This is a genomic window from Xanthomonas sp. NCPPB 2632, assembly GCF_041228075.2.
In the GTDB taxonomy this organism is placed as follows: domain Bacteria; phylum Pseudomonadota; class Gammaproteobacteria; order Xanthomonadales; family Rhodanobacteraceae; genus Luteibacter.
Window position 1 is genome coordinate 1615264 of record NZ_CM192979.1, and the last position, 17817, is coordinate 1633080.

At 66.3% G+C, this 17817-nt stretch carries 17 protein-coding genes and 1 riboswitch; of the genes, 8 read left to right on the plus strand and 9 right to left on the minus strand.

What is annotated here, in order from left to right:
- Positions 1 to 20 precede the first annotated feature (20 nt).
- Together AB8808_RS07375 and AB8808_RS07380 are read right to left on the minus strand one after the other, a co-directional pair.
- Positions 21 to 1094 carry an alpha/beta hydrolase family protein gene (locus tag AB8808_RS07375; RefSeq protein WP_369928061.1) on the minus strand — a complete coding sequence of 358 codons (1074 nt, stop codon included), beginning with the start codon at positions 1092 to 1094 and terminating at the stop codon, positions 21 to 23.
- Positions 1088 to 1927 (minus strand): AraC family transcriptional regulator, encoded by an 840-nt coding sequence (locus AB8808_RS07380; RefSeq protein WP_369928063.1) that lies wholly within the window; start codon positions 1925 to 1927, stop codon positions 1088 to 1090. The genes AB8808_RS07375 and AB8808_RS07380 overlap by 7 nt, the downstream gene beginning before the upstream one ends.
- Positions 1928 to 2060: 133 nt before the next feature.
- A riboswitch (Fluoride riboswitch) is annotated at positions 2061 to 2126 on the plus strand.
- 71 nt (positions 2127 to 2197) lie between these two features.
- On the opposite strand from AB8808_RS07380, the gene AB8808_RS07385 reads away from it, so the two are divergent.
- The 4 genes from AB8808_RS07385 to AB8808_RS07400 all read left to right on the plus strand — a co-directional run bounded on the left by AB8808_RS07385 (position 2198) and on the right by AB8808_RS07400 (position 6434).
- Complete coding sequence (locus AB8808_RS07385) at positions 2198 to 3514, plus strand: voltage-gated chloride channel family protein (protein ID WP_369928066.1); 1317 nt, start codon at positions 2198 to 2200, stop codon at positions 3512 to 3514.
- Positions 3515 to 3628: 114 nt separating this feature from the next.
- Entirely contained in the window at positions 3629 to 4000 is a 372-nt protein-coding gene (locus AB8808_RS07390; RefSeq protein ID WP_369928068.1) for a DUF2946 domain-containing protein, read from the plus strand.
- 122 nt (positions 4001 to 4122) lie between these two features.
- The gene (locus AB8808_RS07395) at positions 4123 to 5013 is read left to right on the plus strand and encodes a hypothetical protein (RefSeq protein WP_369928070.1); all 891 of its coding nucleotides are present in this window, start codon (positions 4123 to 4125) and stop codon (positions 5011 to 5013) included.
- Positions 5014 to 5033: 20 nt separating this feature from the next.
- Positions 5034 to 6434 carry a PepSY-associated TM helix domain-containing protein gene (locus AB8808_RS07400; RefSeq protein WP_369928072.1) on the plus strand — a complete coding sequence of 467 codons (1401 nt, stop codon included), beginning with the start codon at positions 5034 to 5036 and terminating at the stop codon, positions 6432 to 6434.
- Between the two features lie 26 nt (positions 6435 to 6460).
- Here AB8808_RS07400 and AB8808_RS07405 read toward each other — a convergent pair whose 3' ends face one another.
- Positions 6461 to 6748 carry a hypothetical protein gene (locus tag AB8808_RS07405; RefSeq protein WP_369928074.1) on the minus strand — a complete coding sequence of 96 codons (288 nt, stop codon included), beginning with the start codon at positions 6746 to 6748 and terminating at the stop codon, positions 6461 to 6463.
- Positions 6749 to 6894: 146 nt separating this feature from the next.
- Between AB8808_RS07405 and AB8808_RS07410 the strand changes: the two genes are divergently transcribed.
- Complete coding sequence (locus AB8808_RS07410; protein ID WP_369928076.1) at positions 6895 to 7395, plus strand: YciE/YciF ferroxidase family protein; 501 nt, start codon at positions 6895 to 6897, stop codon at positions 7393 to 7395.
- 59 nt (positions 7396 to 7454) lie between these two features.
- Entirely contained in the window at positions 7455 to 7688 is a 234-nt protein-coding gene (locus tag AB8808_RS07415) for a hypothetical protein (RefSeq protein ID WP_369928078.1), read from the plus strand.
- 273 nt (positions 7689 to 7961) lie between these two features.
- Here the strand turns inward: AB8808_RS07415 and AB8808_RS07420 are convergent, their stop codons facing one another.
- The 5 genes from AB8808_RS07420 to AB8808_RS07440 all read right to left on the minus strand — a co-directional run bounded on the left by AB8808_RS07420 (position 7962) and on the right by AB8808_RS07440 (position 13269).
- Positions 7962 to 8993 (minus strand): alpha/beta fold hydrolase, encoded by a 1032-nt coding sequence (locus AB8808_RS07420; RefSeq protein WP_369928080.1) that lies wholly within the window; start codon positions 8991 to 8993, stop codon positions 7962 to 7964.
- 420 nt (positions 8994 to 9413) lie between these two features.
- Positions 9414 to 9800 (minus strand): nuclear transport factor 2 family protein, encoded by a 387-nt coding sequence (locus AB8808_RS07425; RefSeq protein WP_369928083.1) that lies wholly within the window; start codon positions 9798 to 9800, stop codon positions 9414 to 9416.
- Positions 9801 to 9838: 38 nt separating this feature from the next.
- Complete coding sequence (locus AB8808_RS07430; RefSeq protein ID WP_369928085.1) at positions 9839 to 11389, minus strand: PAS domain-containing hybrid sensor histidine kinase/response regulator family protein; 1551 nt, start codon at positions 11387 to 11389, stop codon at positions 9839 to 9841.
- Between the two features lie 117 nt (positions 11390 to 11506).
- Positions 11507 to 11749, minus strand: coding sequence for a hypothetical protein (locus tag AB8808_RS07435; RefSeq protein ID WP_369928087.1), 243 nt, complete (start codon positions 11747 to 11749; stop codon positions 11507 to 11509).
- Positions 11750 to 11949: 200 nt separating this feature from the next.
- Complete coding sequence (locus tag AB8808_RS07440; protein WP_369928089.1) at positions 11950 to 13269, minus strand: dicarboxylate/amino acid:cation symporter; 1320 nt, start codon at positions 13267 to 13269, stop codon at positions 11950 to 11952.
- A 107-nt stretch (positions 13270 to 13376) separates the two neighbouring features.
- Between AB8808_RS07440 and AB8808_RS07445 the strand changes: the two genes are divergently transcribed.
- Positions 13377 to 16019: a hybrid sensor histidine kinase/response regulator gene (locus AB8808_RS07445; protein WP_369931344.1), complete on the plus strand. Its 2643-nt coding sequence runs from the start codon at positions 13377 to 13379 to the stop codon at positions 16017 to 16019.
- Here the strand turns inward: AB8808_RS07445 and AB8808_RS07450 are convergent.
- Positions 16016 to 16669 carry a response regulator gene (locus AB8808_RS07450; protein WP_369928091.1) on the minus strand — a complete coding sequence of 218 codons (654 nt, stop codon included), beginning with the start codon at positions 16667 to 16669 and terminating at the stop codon, positions 16016 to 16018. The genes AB8808_RS07445 and AB8808_RS07450 overlap by 4 nt on opposite strands.
- Before the next feature lie 94 nt (positions 16670 to 16763).
- Here AB8808_RS07450 and AB8808_RS07455 point away from each other — a divergent pair, with 94 nt between their 5' ends.
- On the plus strand, positions 16764 to 17795 hold the full coding sequence (locus AB8808_RS07455) for a YihY/virulence factor BrkB family protein (protein WP_369928094.1): 1032 nt from the start codon (positions 16764 to 16766) through the stop codon (positions 17793 to 17795).
- Positions 17796 to 17817 lie beyond the last annotated feature (22 nt).

Genomic DNA, 17817 nt, shown 5'->3' on the forward strand with positions numbered 1-17817 from the left:
TTGCCGCAAGCACCTCAAACCTAACGAAGCCTCTCCCGAAACACCTCGATCGCCTGAGCTATCGCCGCATCGTGCGCATGGTCCTGATGCGTGGCCTTTGCACACTGCGGCACGGCCTTCGTCGCGGCAGGCTGGCAGTGGCCCAGGAAGTCGTAGTGGGTCACACCCTCCAGCCGTCGCTCTTTCGCGCCGGGAACCAACGTGGCCACCACATCGGCATTGGTTGCCGCAGGCGCAACCGTGTCCGCTGTACCCACGAGGATCGACACGGGCACCTGCATGCGACGAAGTGAGTCCGTGCCCAGGGCCTGCACGATCGCAGGGGCCATGACGAACACGGCGCGCACTCCCGGCACGGCATGGTCAGCGGCGGCATCCTTGAAGCGTGGCTGCATGTCGGGGTCCTTCAACCAGCTGCCGATGTCGCGAGCGGTCAGGTCGGGTGCCTCGAGCTGGGGTGCGCAGACGCCATCGTCGGGATGCTTCTGGCAGAAGTCGGCGAAGTGTCGAACATCCACGCGCGCGCCACCCGCGACGAGCGCAGCGAATCCACCCGCCGAGAAGCCCGCGACGCCAAGGCGCGTGGCATCGATGTGGGGTGACAGCGCGGGGTCCGCCTTGATCGTGTTCCAGGTGGCCTTGAGATCCTCCGTGCGCTCCCACCACCATGCGGCGCCATTCGCCGTGATCGGCTCGCGGCCGTTGCTTCCGGGATGGTCCACGGCGATGACGACGAAGCCTGCGCGGGCGAGGGCCGTGCCGAACCAGGCCATCATGCGGGCCGTGCCGCCGAAGCCGTGCGAGAGCAGCACCACCGGGTAGCGGCCCTTCGCCGGCGGTGCCTCCGTGGCAGCGCGTCCTGTTATGAACAACGGGGCGTCGGCCGGCCCGATCACCAGCGGCGTTTCGTGGGCACCCTCATCGGCCGGATACCACACCGTGATGGCCACGTCCGAGGATCCGTCGGCATGGCGCAACGTAGCGGTGGGTGTGGTCGTGGATCGGTGCGTTTCGCCCACGGCGGCCATGGCTTGTCCCGCCAGGATCGAAAGGACCAGTGCGGCGACGCTGCGTATCGAGCTCGCTTTCAGCATGTGCGACTCACTCCTTCTACGGGGATACAGATATCGACGCCGCCGTAACCGGTCGCGGGATCGAACGCGTCGTCATAGCGTTCGAAGTCGGGGGCATCGATCGGGATGAAGCCCGCGGCGGGGAGCCAGTCGCTCAGCAAGGCATGCCAGGTACGGGGGATGGAGCCGATGTGACCTGCATGCCGGGCAACGACGTACCGCTGGCGGGGCAGGCGCAGTCGCCGATATCCGCTGGGTGCCTGGCTGAGGCTATCGACCTCGTAGCCGGCCAGATAATCCATATGGCCTTCCTCATCCGTCGCGCTGCATACGCCGTAGGTGTGCGTACATTTATCCAGCGATTGCTCGGTGTGCAGGCGCTGCCATTGCGATGGAATGCCCGCTGTGTCGCTCGACACGTAAGACGCCTCGATGCCGGTCAGCAGCAACGGGCCGACCTCTTCCGTGCGCAGCATCGGCGCCGGGCCCACCGGTTCTTCCATCACACGGATCGGGGCGAGTGTCGCCAGCCCCTCCAGGTGACCGCGTTTGCGCACGTCCTCCGGCGGCAGTCCGAATGCATCGCGGAAGGCGCGGGTGAACGCCTCATGCGAGCCGTAGCCCGATGACAAGGCGACAGGAAGGATGTTCGGTGCACCTGCGGCAAGATCGGCGGCGGCCTGGCTCAGTCGACGCACGCGGATATAGCGGGCGACGGACCAGCCCGTGGCGGCACGGAACAGGCGCGCCAGATGAAAGGCCGACACGCCTGCGGCGTCCGCCACATCACCCAGCGAGAGTTCGTCGCCGGAATGACTTTCGATGTACCAGACGGCGCGTTGGACGGCGGCCATGTCCCTTTCCCCGTGGTGTCGTCGAATCATACGGGGGATGCCGGCGCGCCACTTGATGGTTCTTGCCGGGGCCAGGCGTCCTTGCGTGGCCCCGGCACCCACGGTTGACGCCGCCGCAGGCGCGACTTACGCTCCCCACCACGGAGATGGCATGCCTCCGCGAACCGCCCCCTCGGGGGCTGATGATGCCTACATGTCCTGGGTTTCCCGGGGATGTAGGCACGCGTGCCGCAGCCCCGCCCAGGTGGTTTCCTCCGACCTGGACGCCCGATGCGCGCCTTTCGCTCCCTCGAACAATGGGAACTCTTCCCTTACATCGGCAAATGGCTGCTGCTCGCCTGTGCCGCTGCCGTGCTGGCCGGCACCGCGTCGGCCGGGTTCCTGCTCAGTCTGGACTGGGCCACGCGGACGCGTGACGCCTCGCCCTGGATCATGGCGCTGCTGCCTGTCGCCGGCTTCGTCGTCGGCTGGTTCTACTACCGGCTGGGTAAGCCCGTGGAGGCCGGCAACAACCTGATCATCGACGAGATCCACGATCCGCGGAAGGTTATCCCGCGCCGTATGGTGCCGCTGGTTTTCATCGGCACGGTGGTGTCGCACCTGTTCGGGGCGTCGGTGGGGCGCGAGGGCACCGCCGTGCAGATGGGGGGCGCGCTGGCGGACCAGGTCACGGTGCTGTGCCGACTGCGGCCGGACGATCGCCGGTTGCTGCTGATGGCTGGCATGAGCGCCGGTTTTGCCGCTGTCTTCGGTACGCCGCTGGCCGGAGCACTGTTCGGGTTGGAAGTCCTGGCGATCGGCCGCCTGCGCTATGACGCGCTGTTTCCGTGCGTTATCGCGGCGATCGTGGCGGACCATGTGTGCCTGGCCTGGGGCGTTCATCACACCGTGTATGTCGTGGGCAGCGTCGCCCCGCTGACTGCCTGGACCGTGGCTGCGGTGATCGTCGCCGGCATCGTCTTCGGCCTTGTCGGCCTGCTGTTCGCCAAGGCTACCCATGCGATGGGGGCGCTGATGAAACGGCTGGTCGGTTACCCACCGTTGCGACCCTTCGTGGGTGGCGCGGTGATTGCCGGATCGGTCTACGTGCTTCATACGCAGGCTTATATCGGCCTGGGTATTCCGACGATCGTCGCGGCGTTCGATCACCCCCTGCCGTGGTGGGACAGCGTGGGCAAGTTCGGATATACGGTGGCCTCGCTGGGGTCGGGATTCAAAGGCGGTGAAGTCACGCCGCTGTTCTTCATCGGTGCCACGTTGGGCAACAGCCTGGCACCGCTGCTGCATCTTCCGTTCGCCATGCTGGCCGGCCTGGGCTTCGTCGCCGTGTTCGCAGGCGCGGCCAACACCCCGTTGGCCACCACGGTGATGGCCATGGAACTATTTGGTCCGCAGATCGCACCGTTTGCAGCCATCGCCTGCGTGGCGAGCTACCTGTTCTCGGGGCATGCGGGTATCTATCACGCACAGCGCCTGGGCCGCGCCAAGCATGTGCGTCACGTGCCCGAAGACCTTCGCCTGGGGGAATGGGCGGCCTATCGGCGGCGCCAACGGGAGGAGTCATCCCATGACGTGCCCGAATCATGAGAAGCGCGTGCTGATCCCATGCCAAGCGCGAAGCGCCAGCGCATCCCGCGCAAACGCCTGGCCGGCAAACTATGCCATCATCTGGACATAGGTCCAGGGTTCGGGAGTTTCGAGGTGTTTTCACGGGCATCGCAGCGCAGGTGGTTCGCATGGCTGGCATTCGCCGCGCTGTGCCTGAACCTCGTGGCGCCGTCCGTGTCCCGGGCCCTCACCGCCGAGGCATCCTGGCTCGACCTGGGTGCCTGGTGCACCGGTCAGGGGCCGAGCAATCCGCACCCGGATAAGCCCGGTCCGCTGCATCACGGTGAGGCCTGCGGTTATTGCGCACTCGTCGCGCAGCAGCCGCTGGTCCCGACAGCTTCGGTAGTGCTGTCTGTCCCCGTGGTGACCACCACAGCGACCCGCAGCCTTCCGACGATGGCGTGGGCGCACGCGCTGCCTCCCGGCGCCACGCTACCCCGAGGTCCCCCAGGCATCCGCGGTTGACGATTCGGCCCGCCGTCGCTACACGGCGTCTTCCTCGTTTTCGCTCCAGGCGCGCCTGCGCCTTGCTGGGGTATCCGGTTATGTACAGATCTCGCCTGACGCGCGCGCTTTCGGCTGCGCTCGTGGTTTCCCTTTCGCTGGGTTCGCTCTCCGCACATGCCTGTGCATGCGGCTGCGGTATTTTCGATGTCGGCACCGGGGGCTTGCTGCCCAACGGCGCCAGGAACACCCTCTCCCTTCAATACAGTTACCTGGACCAGCCGCGGAACTGGGCCGGCAGCTCGTCAGCACCCGCGGCGCAGAACGACGACAAGCACATCCGCAGCGAGTTCTACCTGGCCGGATGGCAGCACATGTTCAACCGGGCATGGGGCTTGCAGGTCGAAGTGCCTTATACGGCACGGCACTTCACAACCACGGACGATGACACGGGTGTGGTGGGCAGCCACGACCATGCCGCGCTGGGCGACATCCGCATCATGGGGATGTATACGGGCTTTTCGGGCGACATGTCCTCGGGGCTGGTCTTCGGTCTCAAGCTCGCCACCGGCGACTGGCGTTACAAGGGATTCGATCGGGATACCTCCATCGGCACGGGCACGACGGATATCCTTCTGGGCGGCTATCGCCAGACCTACTTCGGTACCGGCTCCTGGGGCGGGTTTGCACAGACGCAGCTGGACCAGGCAATGAACACGCGGGCAGGCTATCGTCCCGGCACGGAGCTGGACAGTGCGTTCGGTATCTACCCCACGGGGTGGACGCTTGCTGGCGGCGCGCAGGTCACGCCGATCGTCCAGGCGCTGGTGTCCCTGCGTGCCAAGGACCATGGCGTCAACGCCGCGCCGGGCGACAGCGGCTACGAGCGCGTGCTCGTTTCTCCCGCGGTGGAGTTGAAAGTCCACGCGTTCCGCCTCTACGCGGATGTCGAACGGCCCGTCTTCCAGCACGTCAACGGCAACCAGCTGGTGCCGCATTGGCAGGGCAAGCTGCTGGCCAGCATCAACTTCTGATCCGTCATCCGAACTCTCCCATGACCCACGCAGCGACATCATCGTCCCGCGCCACGTACCGCCTCATCTGGCGCTGGCACTTCTATGCCGGGCTGTTCTGCCTGCCCTTCATTGTCTGGCTGGCGACCACCGGCATGATCTACCTGTTCAAGCCACAGATCGAACCGTTTCTGGAAAGGCAGTACGCGCATGTCACCGAGGGACCGGCCCGACCGGCCTCGGTGCAAGTGGCTGCCGCACTCGCCGCGGTGCCCGGCACGGTGCTCAATGCCTATGAACTGCCGTCCAGACCCACGGCCGCGACCCGGGTGCTGGTGGGGAAGGGCGCGCATGTCACACGTGTATTCGTCGACCCGTCCAGCGCGAAAGTGCTGGGCGTGGTCGGTGAGGACGATCGGTTCATGCGGGTGATCTTCTACCTGCACGGCGAGCTGCTACTGGGGACGAAAGGCTCGATGCTGGTGGAGCTGGCGGCCTCGTGGACGATATTGATGTTGCTGTCCGGCCTCTATCTGTGGTGGCCGCGCGGCGGTCGCCTCATGGGCACGCTGGTGCCACGCCTGAATGCCGGTGGCCGCGTGTTCTGGCGTGACCTCCATGCGGTCACGGGATTCTGGATCTCGCTGATGGCGTTGTTCCTGCTCGTGTCAGGCCTTCCCTGGAGCAAGTCCTGGGGTGGTCTGTTGCAAACCGTGCGACAGACCTACGCCGCTTCGGCCGCGGCGCCCGACTGGACGATCGGCAGCGCCGCCGAGCGGGCGACCAATCGCGCCGCCAACACGCCGATCGCCGATGAACATGCGATGCATCACGGCATGGCGATGGACCACGGGATGGCGATGAACACGCCGATGGGTGAGGGTCCCGACTATGCGGCGATCGATCGACTCGTGCCGACCGTGGCTGCCCTGGCCCTGCCGCCGCCGGTGCTGATCGCGCCACCCTCGAAGCTCAAGCCGACCTGGACCGCCCGGTCCGACACGCAGAACCGTCCGCAGCGTGTGGATGTCGGCCTGGATGCCGTGACTGGCGCGGTCACCAGTCGCGCCGCCTTTGCCGATCGCCCGTTGCTTGATCGGCTGATCGGCTATGGCGTGGCGATCCACGAGGGACAACTGTTCGCGCCGCTCAACCAGATACTCGGCGTGGTGACGGCGCTGGGCCTGCTTATGTTGTCCATCAGTGCCGTCGTGCTGTGGTGGCGGCGTCGACCCGCAGGCACGCTGGGTGCGCCGCCGGCACACGCAGGCGTGCGGTATCCCGTGTTGATCGTCGCGCTGCTCGTCGTCCTGGGAATGCTGCTGCCCCTGCTGGGCGTTACGATGGTGCTCGTGCTGCTGATCGAGCGTTGGCTGCTTCGGCGCTTTCCGTCTACGCGGCACCTGCTGGGCCTGTCCGGGCCACCCGTGGGACGACGCTGATCCGACACGCACCGTTATTCCGGCGTTTAGAGCCTGGCAGGCACATCAGCGTCTGCGATATCCCACGGTAACTGGATCTGCCTGGCTGCGCGCAAATGTCCTTTTACCTTCACGACTTCGTACTCCGTGCGGGTGCCGGTGGCTGTTTGCCACTGACGGACGTGAACCTCGCATATGAGTGAGTCGCCTTTTGAAAAGGACTCGAGGTCATTGTTGACCGCGTGCAGGAACTCCTTGTCCTCGCGCGGATCCATCTCGTGGCGCTCGAGCGCGGCGGCGTCGTAGGTGAGTCGGAACTCAGTCATGCTGTCCATCGTACCTCCCTGTAAATCATTTCGTGAGGCTGTCGGTTTCCCAGCTACCCAACCAACAACCTCTAACTTTTTTCTTCACCGCGAACCGAGTCCTTCGTGACAACTTGCGGAGTAGCTTGGAGGCTCACCCCAACGGGAGAGCCCCCATGACGATCAAGACCATCGAAGAACTTTTCGTTCACGAACTGTCCGACATCTACAGCGCCGAAAAGCAGCTGACCAAGGCCCTGCCGCGCCTGGCTCGTGCCGCGACGGCGCCCGAACTCAAGGAAGCTTTCACGTCGCACCTGGAAGAGACCCAGGGGCAGGTCGAGCGCATCGACCAGATCGTCGAATTACTCGATATTCGTCTTAAGCGCATCAAATGTGCCGCCATGGAAGGTCTGGTGGAAGAGGGCAAGGAAGTCATCGACGGCGTCGAGGCAGGCCCGCTTCGCGATGCGGCGCTGATCGGTGGCGGCAACAAGGTCGAGCATTACGAAATCGCGTCGTACGGCACGTTGGCCGCAATGGCGAAGCAGCTGGGCTACAAAGACGCCGTCCCGCTGCTCCTGGAAACACTCGCGGAAGAGAAAGCGGCCGACGAGAAGCTGACCATACTGAGCGAGCGTCTTTCGACGCAGGCAAAGGCCGAAAAGACAGCGTGACACGCACCGCGCGGGCGCCCCAGGCGGCGCCCGCTTCTGCACGACATACGGAGCGCGCCATGAGCGAACATGTGAGCACCTCGAGTGAGGTGATCATCTATATTGCGCCGCCGGTAACGGTCCGGGGACGCTGGCGGGTGCGATCGGATGGCCGCCCCGAAAAGGAAGTCGAGAGCGAGCATGCGGCGGTGGCATTCGCTGCCGAACACGCACGGATGATCGAAAACGCGGGCGGGGTCGCCATCGTCAAGATCGAGCGTGCGGACGGGAGTTGGGAAACGTTTCGGACATAGAGGTCACATGCGTGATTCCGGGATGCAAAGTACGTCCGGATGGTGTACATTTGTACGATGTACAGCAATTACCGCTGCATACTCCACACCGAGCCGGCGCCCCAGGGGCCCGGCTACGTGGGCTCGTTCGAGGTTGTCGACAATCGCGGCGATACCGTCCAGGTGGGAAGGGACGACACCGTGTATCCACGCATGCAGCAAGCGCTGGAGCAGGTTTGGGCGATTGGCCGTAGTGCCGTAGCGGTTCTCGAAGCGGAGCGTTGAGTACATCGCTCACGGTAAGGTGGCTGGTAGCCCCGACTTTTTGCGCGCCGCGTCCACTACCTTGCTCACGGCGTCTATAACCGCGGCGGGTTGTTCCTTCTGGATGTCATGGTGGCTTTTCGGCACGATGATGTTGCGGCCCTCGCGCGAACGCGCGGCCAGCAGGTCATTATTCTTTCGCCAGGCTGCGGCAATAGCCAGGCGCGTTTTCTGGGGCAAATCCGTCTGTTCGTCCTCGCCAGCGGTCAAGACGATGAGCGGCGTATCGCCGAAGTCCGGGTGGGCGTTTTGCAGCGCAAGCTCGGCTGCGGACATGCCTTGATCGGGTGCCGGATAGGTATCGATCAAAGCCGATAGCAAGGCTTTTTGCTCGCTAGACTGGGCCAGTTGCCGGTTGAGTTCGCGGTGTCGTGCCGGATCGGCACTCGATGGATTGTCCAGGCATGTAGACATCTGATGGTCCGGCCGCACGAGTAGCCGCTTGTCTGCAAGTTCGACGCATGCCCGGGCATGCGCGATGTCCTTATTGTCGGATGCGTACCAGTGAGCTCGCTGGCGGGGCGTCAGTAAGGCGGCAGCTATCTCGTCCGCACCGACCGTGAAGGGATCGATCAGCACCATGCCTGTGACATCGCCCGGATAGGTTGCCGCGTAAAGTGGCACGTAGAGCCCACCGGCGGAATGCCCGACCAGTACGACCGGCTTGCCAGGACTCATCACCGTTATCAGCCGGTGCAAGTCCGCTACGGTATTCGCGGCGGTCGAAGGCCAAGCCGCGGGATCGCTGAAACCGATGCCTGCACGATCGTAGGAGCACGCGCGTGTTCGCAATGCAACGCGTGCTTGTACCGCGCGAAAGCTTGCGCTGTCATCTCCGCCGCCGGCTTCGAAAATGACCACCGGATCGCCCTTGCCTAGGCAGAACACGTTGAGTCGACGACCCGGCTCCACTTCGATACGCAAGTGCGCCTGCGTATACGCGCTCAGCGGAATAAGGCCTTGTTCGGATGCAACAGCCGCGTTCACCGGGATGGAAAGCATGGATAACGCGACAACGATCCAACGAGTTCTCATGACGGCGATATATCCGGGCGCAAAAAATACGGAAAGGCGGGGACATGTTTTGGTTAAGCTGCGCTAACCCATCGAGCGGAGCGACGATTATGCCCGAGACGATAAAGGTTTCCATCAGGCAACGCCTCTGGGCGCTATCGCTCGTCGCCTTGGGTGTATGGCCCATGGTTTCCACGCCATCACTCGCAAATGGCCTGGCGATGGGCGCGTTTCTCCTGTTCGCATGGCGCGAAGCGTATTATCCCTCGCCTTCGCTACGCACCCCGCTCCGTGACGTAGCTAGAGGATATCGCGACGGCACCTACATCAGCGACCGTACGTCACGCACCGTCGGCATGGCCGCCGTGGCTTGTCTCGTCGCATCGTTCGTCGCTCGCGTGGCAAGCTTTATGTCGTCCTGAACGGTGTGGTCGGTGTGCCTTGATGGAAGCGCATACGCCACTGGCCGTCCATCATCTGCCACAGCGAACTTCTGAGCGTGTGTGCCGTGGCGTTGCCATCGGCGTCGACACGTACGGAGCGATAGGTCAGCAACGCCAATACCTCGGACAGCACGACGATGCGGAATGCATCAGCCTGCAGCGTCGTGTCATCGGTCTCAGCGGGCAGCGATACCAACACGTCGTCACGCCGATAATGAACGCCTGACCGACCCACTTCCTCGAAGTCTTCGTGAAGCAACACTCGTAGCCGCGCTACGTCGCCACGGGTGGACGAGCCATGCAACTCGGTTTCCAGGGCCGTCAGGCGATCAAGCAATGCGAGGGAATCCATGGGGGTGTTCTCAATGCGTGTCACGGAACGACACGACTTTACCTCGGTCTTTCATCGGCCGTCGAGCCGAGGCACGTGTCGATGGCGCGCATGAAGTACGCTGCCGTAAAGGGCTTGACCAGGACGGCGGTGTCGCCAGGTAATCGCGTGTCCAGGTCGTCGCCGGCGTAGCCGGTGATGAGCAGCACCGGCATGCCGGGCAGGCGATCGTGGCACTGTCGTGCCAGTTCGCAGCCGTCGGTCGGGCCTTCCAGGCCGATGTCGCTCACCACCAGATCCCAGTCCATGCGCGTGGCCAGCGTGTCCATTGCGGTTTGCGCGTCCGCCACGGACGTCACGTCGTGGCCCGCTTCGCGAAGCAGTTCCGCCAGGGGCTCGCGCACGTGCGCCTCGTCGTCCACCAGGAGGACCACAGCCCGACGGGAAGGGCGTAGTGCGGTTTCGGTGTGGCATGACATGACGACGGCGGCGTTTTCGTCGGACGCCAGGGGCAGCCAGACGCGCACGCGCGTGCCGACGCCGATCACGCTGGCGACGTCGATCGCGCCACCGGACTGGTGTACGTAGCCGTGCACCTGCGACAGCCCCAGCCCGGTACCGGCGCCTTGCGGCTTGGTCGTGAAGAACGGTTCGAAGATGCGTTCCAGGCTGTCCTGGGGAATGCCTACGCCCGAGTCGGTGACCTCGATCAGCGCGAAGCCGTGCTGACCGGACAAGGGCAGGCTTTCATGCAGGTCGCCCGGAGCGACGGTGCGTCGCGCGCGCAGTTGGATACGACCGTTGACGTGCGAGGCGTCGCGCGCGTTGAACAGCAGGTTCAACAGGGCGACTTCGAGTTGGGCGTCATCCACGTGCACGTCGGGCAAGGCCGGCTCGACCGACACCTCCACATGGCTCTCCTGGCCCGGGGCGGGACGCAACAGCGCGGCGATGGCGGGCAGGCGTCGCCCGAGGTCGACCGGCCGCGGATTGAGCGGCGCGCGTCGCGAGAAGGCGAGCAGCCGGTGCGTCATGCGGGCGGCGCGGTCGACGAGCTCGCCGCCACGGACGGCCAGGCGTCCACATTCCTCCAGCCTGCCCTTGGCGATGAACACGTTGAGCAAGTCGAACGAACCGGCCAGCCCTTGCAGGACGTTGTTGAAATCGTGCGCGATGCCGGCGGTCAGCTCGCCGATGGCGACCATCTTGTTCTTTTGCAGCGCCTGGGCTTCCAGTTGGCGGCGCGTGGTGACATCGGCCACCACGCCGCATATCCGCAGCGGCTCGCCCTCGGCACCGAACTCGGTGCGGCCCAGTGGCGCGATCCAGTGGATGGACCCGTCGGGCCACTTTACGCGGACCTCGCAACTCAGGGTGCCCTCGACGAGGGCGCTGCGGAAGGCGGCGGCGAACAATTCCCGATCGTCCTCGAGCACGTGCTCCAGCGCGATCGCCAGGCTCCAGCGCGGCTGGAGTACCTCGTAGCCGAACATCTGGTCGTGTCGCAGCGAGCGCAGCGTTTCCTCGTCCGATCGCAGATCGAGCTGCCAGATGCCCAGGTCGGCGCTCTGCAAGGCGAGGTGCAGCAGCTCCGGTGGGAAGCTTTCCATGGGGGACCTCGACTCTGAGGACGCGAGGGTTGCCACCGGCGCGTGAAGCCACGGTGATACGTCCGGGCGAAACTGAATCCTGGGGTGCCGCTGTCGTCCTGCGTGCCGGCGAGCGGCTCAGGAATCGAGCGGGTCGTCGTCGTGCAGCTCGTCCATCCAGCCGTGTCGGCGGTGTAGCGCCCACTCCACATGTTCGGAAAACAGCGTCTCGATCGGGTCGCCGTCCACCATGGCGGCGAGGTGTCCGGAGGTGACACTACCAAGGTATTCGGCCTGGTCGACGTAACCGGTAATGCCTTCCCGGTCCAGTTGGGCGAGGACGGCGCGCAGGTTGGTGTGGCGGGCGTGCTGAACGGGCATGACAGGCAGATGGCCTCAGGGCGTTGGTCAAGACATCGGCGGCCCAGGCCATGTCTTGAGTGCGCGGAGGCGTGACGCGCTTCCCGGGCTACGGAGCCGTTCATATGTGGCCGAATAAATCGTTGCCCGTTTACGCATGGCAGGCAATCTGTCCCCAGCCGACGCGGGGAGCCTGCACCTTCAAGTGATCGGCGACTATGTCACCCGATCGGGTCGGTCCGGGTGACGTAGTTCGACGCTTCCGGCGACAGCGCCGCCTCCAGCGCCTCCCGGTCCAGTGCGCCCTCCCAGCGGGCGACGACCACCGTGGCCACCGCGTTGCCGATGAAGTTGGTCAGCGAGCGGCATTCGCTCATGAAGCGGTCCACGCCCAGGATCAGCGCCATGCCCGCCACGGGCAGCGAGGGCACCACGGAGAGCGTGGCTGCCAGGGTGACGAAGCCGGCGCCGGTGACTCCCGCCGCGCCCTTGGAACTGACCATGGCCACCAGCAGCAGCGCGACCTGTTCGCCGAGGGTGAGCGGTGTGTTGGTCGCCTGCGCGATGAACAGTGCGGCCAGCGTCATGTAGATGTTGGTGCCGTCCAGGTTGAACGAGTAGCCGGTGGGCACCACCAGGCCGACCACCGACTTGTCGCAGCCCGCGCGCTCCATTTTCTCCATCAGCGAGGGCAGGGCGGCTTCCGAGGACGAGGTGCCCAGCACCAGCAGCAGTTCCGCCTTCAGGTAGCGTATGAGGCGGAAGATGGAGAACCCCGCGAACTTCGCCACGGTGCCCAGCACCACCACCACGAACAGGATGGCCGTGCCGTAGAAGGTGGCGACCAGGAACAGCAGGTTGGACAGCGACTCGATGCCGTAGCGGCCGATGGTGAAGGCGATCGCGCCGAAGGCGCCGATGGGCGCGGCTTTCATGAGCAGGTGCACCAGCGTGAACACGGGCGCGGTCAGGGCCTCGAAGAAGGCCACCACCGGCTTGCCGCGCTCGCCGGTCAGTGTCAGCGAGATGCCGAACAGCACGGCGAACAGCAGCACCTGCAGGATGTTCCCCGAGGTGAACGCGCCCACCACCGTGTCCGGAATGATGTCCAGCAGGAAACCGGTCAGCGAGATGTCGTGGGCCTTGGTGGCGTAGGTGGCAATCTCCTTCGTGGACAGGGTGGCGGGATCGATGTTCAGGCCCGCGCCCGGTTGCACCACGTTGGCCACGACCATGCCGACGATGAGCGCCAGGGTGGAGAAGAAGAGGAAGTAGAGCATCGCCTTCAGCACCACGCGGCCCACCGCGTTGAGGTGGGGCATGCCGGCGATGCCGGTGACCACGGTGAGGAAGATCACCGGTGCGATGATCATCTTCACCAGCTTGATGAAGGCGTCGCCCAGCGGCTTGAGCGATTCGGCGAAGGCCGGCCAGTAGTGACCCAGCAGGGCACCGAGGGCGATGGCGATCAGCACCTGCGCATAGGTCTGGCGATACCAGGGCCGGGGAGCGGCGACGGATACGGGCTGCTGCAGGGACATGACGCGACACCGGAGGCTGCCCGGGAGGGGCGGATGTACCCTTTTAGCCTCCGCACGCCGATCGGCCCATAGCACATTCCGGCTAGGGTCCCGGTGCCTGTGCGACCATCGCGGGCATGTCCCGAGTGCGTATCGTCCGCCTGTTGTCCGTGTGTGCGCTGTTGCTGGTCATCGCCGGCACCGCGGCCGTGGGCGGGTGGTGGGCGTGGCATCGCGCGCTGGCGGTTACCGCTACGCAGTCGGCGGATCGTCTGACGTTGCACGCGCTGGCGGTGCAACGCCTGGTCGACCGGTTCACCGTGCTGCCGGATGTGCTGGCGCTGGATCCGGCCTTGCGCGCGGCGCTGTCGGACACCGGCGAGCCCCTGCCGACCCTGGCGCTCAATCGCAAGCTCGCCCAGGCCAACGGCGCGGTGCATGCCTCGACGCTCACGTTGCTGGACCGGCGTGGCCGGGCCGTGGCCGCCAACAACTGGGATACCCCCACAAGCAACGTCGGCCTGGACTATCGGTTCCGGCCGTATTTCCAGGAGGCGATGCGCGACGGGCACGCCACGTTTTATGCGATGGGCGTGTCCACGGGCGTGGCCGGCTATTTCATCGCGCGTGCCGTCGACGACGAGCAGGGCAGGCATGTCGGCGTGATCGTGGTGAAGATCACCCTGGACAATGTGCGCCACGACTGGGCCCGCGACGACGATACCGTGCTGCTGGCCGACCGCTATGGCGTGGTTTTCCTGACCAACCGCGATGCGTCGTGGTTGTATCGGCCGTTGCAGGCACTCTCCCCTGGGGATGCGGCAGCGATCCGCGCCACGCGCCAGTACGGCGATCGCGCGCTCGTGCCGGTGCGCACCGTTACCCTGGGCGACGCAGGCACGACTGCGCGACGCGTCCGGGTGATCTCGCCGTCGCTCGACGGCGAGATGGTCTGGGCCAGCCTGTCCCTGCCGCACCAGGGCTGGACCCTGCACCTGCTGACCGACGCGCGCCCGGCCATGACGGCCGCGCGCGATGCCGTGCTGGTCGTGCTGGCGGTGTGGCTTCCGGTCATCCTGTTCGGACTGTTCCTGCAACAGCGGCTGCGCCTGGCCCGGCTGCGCCAGCGCAGCCGCGAGGAACTGGAGCGCATGGTGGCGCATCACGCCGCGGCGCTGCGTTCGGCGCAGGACAGCGTGGTGGCGGCGGCGCACGAAGCCACCCAAGGGGCCGACGGTAACCTGGAACACCTGCCGCAGGGCGTGAGCGTGATCGACGCGTCGCTTCGGCTGGTCGCGTGGAACACGCGCTACCGCGAGATCTTCGGGTTTCCCGACGAGTACATGCGCGTGGGGCGTCCCATCGAGGACCTGTTCCGTTTCAACGCGCGTCGCGGCTTGCTGGGTCCGGGAGATCCGGACGAGGCGATCCGGCGGCGGCTGGACTACCTGCGCGCCGGCAGCCCGCACATGTACGAGCGCGAGCGCCCCGACGGCACCACGCTGGAGATACGTGGCAATCCGCTACCGGGCGGTGGCTTCGTCACCAGCTATGCCGACATCACGGCGTACAAGGCGGCCGCGCGCGAGTTGCGCTCGCTGGCGACCAGCCTGGAGCACCGGGTGGACGAGCGCACGCGCGACCTGCACGATGCCAAGGCGGAAGCGGAGCGTGCCAATCGCTCCAAGACCCGCTTCGTGGCCGCTGCCGTCCACGACCTGCTGCAGCCGCTCAACGCGGCACGGCTGTTCGTCGGCGCGCTGGCGGCGGGTCGCCTGGACGCCGCGGAGCGCGAGCTGGTGGAGCGCGTGCGCAGCGCGCTGGACACGCAGGACGAACTGCTGGCCAGCCTGCTGGACGTGTCGCGCCTGGAAGGGGGCGCGGTCGAGCCGCGCTTCGCCGCCGTGCCGCTGGAACCGCTACTGGCCGACCTGGCGAAGCAGTTCGGCGTGCTGGCGGCGTCGCACGGTCTGCGGCTGCGTTGCGTCACCGGCCATGCCACCGTGCGCAGCGACGCCTTGCTGCTGCGCCGCGTATTGCAGAATTTCCTGTCCAACGCGATCCACTACACGCCGCGCGGCGGTGTGCTGATCGGCGCACGCCGGCAAGGCGACGCGGTGCGCATCGAGGTATGGGACACGGGGTTGGGCATTCCGGAAGCGAAGACCCGGGCGATCTTCGACGAGTTCCTGCGCCTGGACAACGGCGTGGATCGTGAACGGCGCAGTGCCGGGCTGGGGCTTTCGATCGTCGACCGGATCGGGCGGCTGCTGGGCGCCCCGGTGGGCGTACGCTCGCGCCCGGGCAGGGGCAGTGTGTTCTCGATCACCGTACCGCTGTGGCAGGGGCCGTCCGAGGTGACATCGACGGCCGCCGGTGTCGAGGACGAATCGCCGTTCGCCCGGGCACGGGTCCTGCTGCTGGATGCCGATGGCGTGACGCGGCAGGCCACGACGCGATTGCTGGCGTCCTGGGGCTGCGCCGTGGTGGCCGTGGCCAGCGCCAGTGAGGCGATGCGCCATGCGGAAACCGACGAGGTGCCCGCCATCCTCCTGCTGGAGGATCCGATCGACGGCATGACGGGTGAGGCGCTGCGCCTGGCCCTCGGCGCACGCTGGGGCCGCATGCCGCCCACGCTTTTGATCGTGGCGGAGCCGTCGGCCGCTGAGGTCGGGCAAGGCGCCACGGTCGGTGTGCGTTACCTCACGCGGCCGCTCGCCCCGGCGCGCCTGCGCGCGATCATGAGCCGCATGCTGATGGTGTCCGGCTAGCCGGGATGCGAGCCGTCGACGCCGTCGTCGATATCCAGCGATCGCACCAGGACCGCGGCCTGCGTGCGCGAGCGGCATTCCAGCTTCGACAGCACGGCGGTCACGTGGATCTTCACCGTGTTTTCCGCCAGGCCCAGTTCGGCGGCGATCTGCTTGTTGAGCAGGCCCTCGGCCATCAGCATCAGCACGCGGAACTGTGCCGGCGTGAGCCGGGCCAGTCGCGCGGCCAGGCGGGCATCGTCGTCGCTGCGATCGGCACGCGCGCCTACGAAGGCGGTGCCGCCCTGCATCACCTCCGCGACCGCCGCACGCAACACCTCGGCCGGCGCGGACTTGGAGACGAAACCCGCCGCGCCGAACTGCTGTGCGCGGCGCACGTTGCGCGGATGGTCGTTGGAGGACACCACCAGTACCGGCACCTCCGGATGCTCACCGCGTAGCCACAGCAGCGACGAGAAGCCCATGGCCCCCGGCATGGTCAGGTCCAGCAGCACCAGGTCGACCGGCTCGCCAGCGGCAAGCACCGCTTCCATCGCGCTGTGGCTGGCCGCCTCCAGCGCGCGACCGCCGCGCAGGGGCTCGGCCAGCGCGTGCAGCAGGGCGCCACGGAACATCGGGTGATCGTCGGCAATCAGCAGGCTGAGCGGCATGCGGCGATTCTACGGGCAGCCGGCGATCTTCACATCACGTGCGCTCCATGTTCCACGCTGTATCAAGGCGATTGGATCGAGCAGGAGACAGGGCATGACCGGCGGGGCTCTCAAGCGCACCATCGTTTCAGCGGTGGACGGCTTCAGCGACGATGAGTTGATGACACGCGCGGCGGCGCTGGCGTTCTACGCTGCGCTGTCCTTCGCACCCCTGCTGCTCCTGCTGGTGTGGGTGATCTCGGTGCTGCACCCGGAATGGCGCGACCAGCTGACCCAGACCCTGTCCTCCGTGGTCGGCAGCCGTGCCGCCGGCGCGATCGACAGCGTGATCACCAGCGCGAAGGCGCATCCGCGCCTGAGTGACATCGCCGGCATCGTCGGCCTGGGCGTGACCTTGTTCGCCGCCTCCGCAGTGTTCGCGCAGTTGCAGGGCACGCTGGACCGGGTGTGGCGGGTGAAGGCCCGGCCGGGCGAGGCCGTCGGCGCCTGGCTGCGCGCGCGCGGCAGGGCCTTCGCGCTGCTGGGCGGCGTGGCGTTCATGATGATCGTCTCGTTCATCGTCAGCGCCATCATCCAGACCGTGATCCGTGGCGATTCCATGGCATGGAACGCCATGGAATACCTGATCTCCGTGGTCGTCTTCGTTGCCGCCTTCGGCGCGATGTACAAGGTGCTGCCGGACGCGGTGATCGACTGGAGCGAGGCACTGATCGGCGCGGTGCTGACCACGGCGCTGTTCCTGGCGGGCAAGTACGTCATCGGCCTGTACATCCAGTATTCCGACATCGGTGGCGCGTATGGCCCGGCGGGTGCCTTCGTCGTGTTGCTGACGTGGACCTACTACTCGTCGATCATCGTGCTGCTGGGTGCGGAGCTGACCCGCGGTGTCGCCGATGCGCGCGGCAAGCCGATCCGCCCCAGCCCCCACGCCGTGGAGATCGAGTCCGCGCCTGCGGAGGTCAAGCCGCAGGACTCGCGGCGTGCGGCCGTGGCCCGGGCCACGCATGGCCAGCGTGGCCGCGTGTCCCCGGTGGCCGTGGCGGGATCGTTGTTCGCCGCCGGCGTGGTGCTGGGCGCCGTGCTGGGACCAGGCGCGCGTCGCCGCCGTCCGGGCCGCGGCGTATAACGACCATGGGACATCCGGATCG